This is a genomic window from Sphingomonas sp. (assembly GCF_042091075.1).
GTDB lineage: Bacteria > Pseudomonadota > Alphaproteobacteria > Sphingomonadales > Sphingomonadaceae > Sphingomonas.
In genome coordinates, this window is sequence record NZ_JBELIE010000209.1 from 1 (window position 1) to 4,829 (window position 4,829).

Sequence of the window (4,829 nt, forward strand, 5' to 3'; positions counted from 1 at the left end):
GGGATCGCGCGCAGATGCGCGGCTTTCACGTACAGGTATAGCGGGCGCGCGCCCGGATAGGCGCCGGACGCGATCGTATCATAGGTCGGCGCGACCCCGCCGATCGTCACGCCGTTCACCGCGCGCGCATTCTCTTCAAGATAGCCGTAACCGAACACGCCGAGCGCATTGGGGTTCGATTGCAGCTTCTGCACGATCAGATTGTCGTTCTCGCCCGCATCGATATAGGCGCCATCCTCGCGCACGCGCAGGCAGCGCGCGTTGAACGCATCGGGAGCCTTGTCGCGGAGTGGCTTCATCGCGGGGTCGATATCCTCGCAGCCGCGTGCCAGGATCAGTTCCGCCAGCGCGTCGCGGGTGCCGCTGGTCGAGGGCGGGCCATAGACCTGGATCGGCACCGCCGGCAGCGTGGGATCGACGTCGCGCCACGTCCGCGCGCGATTGCGCCGGCCCAGCGGCGCGGCGGCCAGCGCGCGATAGATCTGCGCCGGGGTCAGCGCCATCTTCGGCCCGTTCTTCGCTTCGGCGAACGCGATGCCGTCGATGCCGATCTGCACCTCCAGCACGCCGTTGACGCCGTCATGAAGACATTGATCGTATTCGCTTCGCTTCATCCGCCGCGACGCATTCTCGATATCGGGATGCGCGGCGCCGATGCCGGCGCAGAACAGCTTCATGCCGGCGCCGGTGCCGGTCGATTCGATCACCGGCGGCCGGGCATGCGGCATATTGGCCAGGAATTGCTCGGCAACGATCGTGGTGAATGGATAGACGGTGGACGAGCCGACCACCTTGATCTGATCACGCGATCCAGCGCCGCCGCCCGCCGCCTGATCGACACAGCCGCCAAGCACCGCCGACAGCGACGTCAACAGGGCAAGCGGCAGCGTGGCAGCGAGCGCCATGGCAAAACGCGACATCGATCCCCCGAGCGGTCGGTCGCCCGCATGGCGACCAGTGACAGCCGGGCGTATGTGACACATGCATTACGCCTTGATGACAGCGTCACCGGTAGCATTTGCGCTGGTCGGGGCGGCGGGCAGCGTGACCGTCACGCGGGTGCCGACCCCCACCGTGCTGGCGATATCGAGCCGCCCGCGATGCCGCTCGACCGCATGTTTCGCGATTGCCAAGCCCAGGCCGGTACCCCCCAGCGAGCGGCTGCGTCCGGCGTCGACGCGATAGAATCGCTCGGTCAACCGCGGCAGATGCTCGGGCGCGATGCCGTCGCCCTGATCCGCCACCAGGACGCTGACGGTGCCGTTGCCGCCGTGCAGCGACACCGTCACCGGCGTGCCGTGACGCCCGTATTTCATCGCATTGCCGACCAGATTGTGCAGCAGCTGCGACAATTGGCTCTGGTCGCCCAGCACCGGCGGCAGATCGTCGGCGACATCCAGCACGATATCGGCGCCGCGGTTGCCGTGCGTCGTCGCCAGTGAGTCGCACACATCCTGCGCCACCTCGGCAAGGTCCACTTCGGTACGCGGCGAGCGGAACTTCTCCGCCTCGATTCGCGACAGGCTCATCAAATCCTCGACCAGGCGTTCCATCCGCCGCGCCTCGTCGAACACGATGCTCAGGAATCGCTGTCGGATCGCGGGATCGTCGCCCGCCTCCTCCGACAGGGTTTCGACATAGCCGAGGATCGAGGCGAGCGGCGTGCGCAACTCGTGACTGGCGTTGGCGACGAAATCGACCCGCATCCGATCGGCGGCATATTGTCCCGTCTGGTCGACGAGGTGCACCAGCCGCGTGTCGGGCGCGATCGGCGCGGTGCGCATCTGCCAGCGCTGATCGAGCGCACCGACGCCGACGAGGTCCACCGGGCGCGGCGATCCGTCCGCCAGATGATCCGCCGCGCCAGGGTGCCGGATCGCGACGCGCGCATCCTCGCCCACGATATGCGCGCCTAGCAGTTCGCGCGCCGCCGCATTGGCCAGAGTCACCTGCCCGCGACGGACGACGAGCACCGGCTCGCCGATCGCCTCCAGCGCAGCGTTCAGCGGCACGTCGAGCGGGTCGATCGGCGCCGCCGGTTCATCGGTGCCGGCTTGCGGCAGTTCCTCGGGAATGGTCACGATGATCACGACCAGCGCCGCCGCCCCGACGGTGGCCGCGAGCGCGGTTTGCCAATCGTGATCCGACAGGACGAATACGACCCATCCGGTCGCCAGGGCAATCGCCAGCGCCAGCCAGGTGCGAAGGGGAATCTCGTCGATCACGCGCGCGGGATAGCCGAGCACGGGGCGATGTTCATCGATTTTATGCGCGGCGCCCGGTGAACGCATCATCGGGAGTCCCTTCCCGACACAAAGGCCCCGCGTCATGGTGACGCTGACGTTAGGAATGTGGAGGGGCGGCGGCTAGTAAGGCGGCGGGATGAACGACGACGACGCCATCGAACCGCAGCACGACGGGCCGCTTCCCGTCGACGCGGCGCCAACGGCCGCCGCGACGCGGCGACGGGCGCTGATGCTCGGCGCTGCCGGGGCGGCGTCGGTCCTGTCGATCCGGCCGGCGCTGGCGCAGGCGACCGGGTCGGTGCTGATGTGCGACATTCCGGTGCCCGACGCGGGGCATGCCGGCGGTTTTATCGCCGCCGATGGCGCGGTCGTCGCGGCGGGGACGAAGGGCGCGTTCGCGCCGCCGTCCCGCCCGTTGAAGGGTGAGGATGTCCGCCGCGCGATGCAGGGGGGCGGCGTGCTGCCCGGCTATGATTATGATCGCAGCCGTGCCTATCTGAAATACGTCTCCCGGTTGCAGCGCGGCACCGCGGGGTTCACCTGCTTCGCCTCGATCCAGATGCTGCGGAAGTAACCGAGCCATGGCGGCGACGCGCTATCAGGCGCCGCCCGGTTCGCTGCTGGTCCGCGCGCTGGACGATCTGACCGCGGTCTATCACCGGCCCTCCGGCGCCACGCATCTGCTGGCGTCGCCTGCGCCGGAAATCCTGGCCGCGCTCGACGGGGTGGCGATGACCGCCGACGCATTGATGCTGGTATTGGCGGTACGCTACGATCTCGCGGATGCCGATCCGGTCGCACTGGCCGCGCGGCTTGACGAACTGGTCGCCGCCGGGTTGATCGTCGCGGCATGAGGCACAGGCTCCACGTGCGGGTCGGGCCGATTGGCTTCCGCATCGGCAGCGTCTGGCGCCGGCCGATCGAGCAGCTCGCCATGCTCTACGCGGGTTATCCGGCGGCCGAGGTGCCCGACTTCACCGTCCGGCTGGCACCGCCCTCCGCGTGGCGGCGGGTGGTGCGGCCGACCGTGGCGCTGGCCGGCGACCTGACCCTGCCCGAAGCCGCGCCCCTGCCGCTGGCGCAGGCGGTGTTGGCGGCGGAGATGGCGATGAACCTGCAGGTCGCGCTTGGCCATCGCCGGCATCTGCTGTTGCATGCGGCCGCGGTGGAGCGCGACGGCCGGGCGATCATCATCACCGGCGAATCGGGCGCGGGCAAATCGACGCTGGCAACGATGCTGGCCACGCAGGGCTGGCGCTTCATGGCGGATGAGTTCGTCCTGATCGATCCGGTGTTGGGGGAGGTGCATCCCTTTCCGCGACCGATCAGCCTGAAGAATGCGGCGATCGCGGCGGTGACCGCGCGCTGCCCCGATCGACGCTTCGGACCGTTGTTGACCGCGACCCCGAAAGGCACCGTCCGTCATCTCGCTCCCGATGCGCGCGCCGTGGCGGCGATGGATCGCGCCGCACGGCCCGCGATGATCCTGTTCCCACGCTTCGGCGCGGCGCCCGCGTGGCGCGCGGTGGGGGCGGGCGAAGCCTTCGTGCGGTTGACGCAATCCTCGACGAATTACGTCGCCCTGGGGGAGGCGGGGTTCGACCGGATGACGCGGCTGGCGCGTGATCTGCCGCGGATCGCGATCGACTATCCCGACACCGACGCCGCGATCGAGCTGGTGGAGGGATTGTGGCGGGCGCTGTGAGCGGGGTCCGGGCGCTGGCCGGCGTGCTCGCCGATCCGGCGCGCGCGGCACGGCTCGATGCGCAACAATGGACCACGCTGCTGACGGTCGCGCGGGCCGAACAGTTGCTGTCCGCACTGGCGATGCGGGTCGACGGGATCGCGGTGCCCGCGCCGGTCGGCGCGATCCTTTCCGACGCGCGCGCGATCGCGCAGGAGGCGCGCCGCGCGGCGCTGTGGGAAGCGGAGGTGGTGCGGCGCGCGCTGCTGCCGCTCGGCGAGCGGGTCGTGCTGCTGAAGGGCACCGCCTTCGCTGCCGGTGGCTTGCTGGCGGGGCAGGGACGGCTGATCGGTGATCTCGACATCCTCGTCGCGCGGGCGGCGCTGCCGCGCGTCGAGGCGGCGTTGCTGGCGGCCGGATGGGCATGGGCGAAGCCCGACGCCTATGACGATGCCTATTACCGGCGATGGATGCATGAACTGCCGCCGCTGATCCATCGCGATCGGGACCGGCTGCTCGACGTGCATCACACGATCCTGCCGATCACCGCGCGAATCACCCCTGATGCCGCCGCGATCGTCGCGGACGCGATACCGCTGTCGACCGGCCTGTGGATGCCCTGCCCCGAGGACATGGTGATCCATGCCGCGCTGCACCTGTTCGCGGATGGCGACCTGTCGGGCGGCCTGCGCAACCTGTGGGATATCGACCGGCTGCTGCGCGAGTTCACCGACGATCGCGGTGACTTCTGGGCGCGACTGGCGGCGCGGACGGCGCGGCACGGCGCGGCACGGCCATTGCAGCGGGCGTTGCGACTGAGCGCGCATTTCTTCGGAACGCCGGTGCCGGCGGAGAGCGCGCGGCTGCGCGGTGGGGATGCGTGGTTCAGATCGGAAGAG

The 4,829-nt window shown here is 69.6% G+C and carries 6 protein-coding genes; 4 read left to right on the plus strand and 2 right to left on the minus strand.

The genetic code is table 11. The features are described from left to right. Positions 1–920 (minus strand): substrate-binding domain-containing protein (locus ACFDSW_RS15360; RefSeq protein ID WP_375251144.1); only part of this gene is annotated, 920 nt, incomplete at its 3' end. 66 nt (positions 921–986) lie between these two features. Next, positions 987–2,294 carry an ATP-binding protein gene (locus tag ACFDSW_RS15365; protein WP_375251145.1) on the minus strand — a complete coding sequence of 436 codons (1,308 nt, stop codon included), beginning with the start codon at positions 2,292–2,294 and terminating at the stop codon, positions 987–989. Positions 2,295–2,382: 88 nt separating this feature from the next. Between ACFDSW_RS15365 and ACFDSW_RS15370 the strand changes: the two genes are divergently transcribed. The 4 genes from ACFDSW_RS15370 to ACFDSW_RS15385 all read left to right on the plus strand — a co-directional run. Then, positions 2,383–2,820, plus strand: coding sequence for a hypothetical protein (locus ACFDSW_RS15370; protein WP_375251146.1), 438 nt, complete (start codon positions 2,383–2,385; stop codon positions 2,818–2,820). Between the two features lie 7 nt (positions 2,821–2,827). Beyond that, the gene (locus ACFDSW_RS15375) at positions 2,828–3,100 is read left to right on the plus strand and encodes an HPr-rel-A system PqqD family peptide chaperone (RefSeq protein WP_375251147.1); all 273 of its coding nucleotides are present in this window, start codon (positions 2,828–2,830) and stop codon (positions 3,098–3,100) included. Next, complete coding sequence (locus ACFDSW_RS15380) at positions 3,097–3,951, plus strand: HprK-related kinase A (RefSeq protein ID WP_375251148.1); 855 nt, start codon at positions 3,097–3,099, stop codon at positions 3,949–3,951. Before ACFDSW_RS15375 ends, ACFDSW_RS15380 begins: the two co-directional genes overlap by 4 nt. Beyond that, a partial coding sequence (locus ACFDSW_RS15385; RefSeq protein ID WP_375251149.1) for a nucleotidyltransferase family protein occupies positions 3,948–4,829 on the plus strand: 882 nt, incomplete at its 3' end. The genes ACFDSW_RS15380 and ACFDSW_RS15385, both read left to right, overlap by 4 nt.

What these genes read in the sequence shown, in the direction of transcription:
- ACFDSW_RS15365 (WP_375251145.1), bottom strand. Translation starts at nt 2,294, where the DNA reads ATGATGCGTTCACCGGGCGCCGCGCATAAAATCGATGAACATCGCCCC.
- ACFDSW_RS15370 (WP_375251146.1), top strand. Translation starts at nt 2,383, where the DNA reads ATGAACGACGACGACGCCATCGAACCGCAGCACGACGGGCCGCTTCCC.
- ACFDSW_RS15375 (WP_375251147.1), top strand. Translation starts at nt 2,828, where the DNA reads ATGGCGGCGACGCGCTATCAGGCGCCGCCCGGTTCGCTGCTGGTCCGC.
- ACFDSW_RS15380 (WP_375251148.1), top strand. Translation starts at nt 3,097, where the DNA reads ATGAGGCACAGGCTCCACGTGCGGGTCGGGCCGATTGGCTTCCGCATC.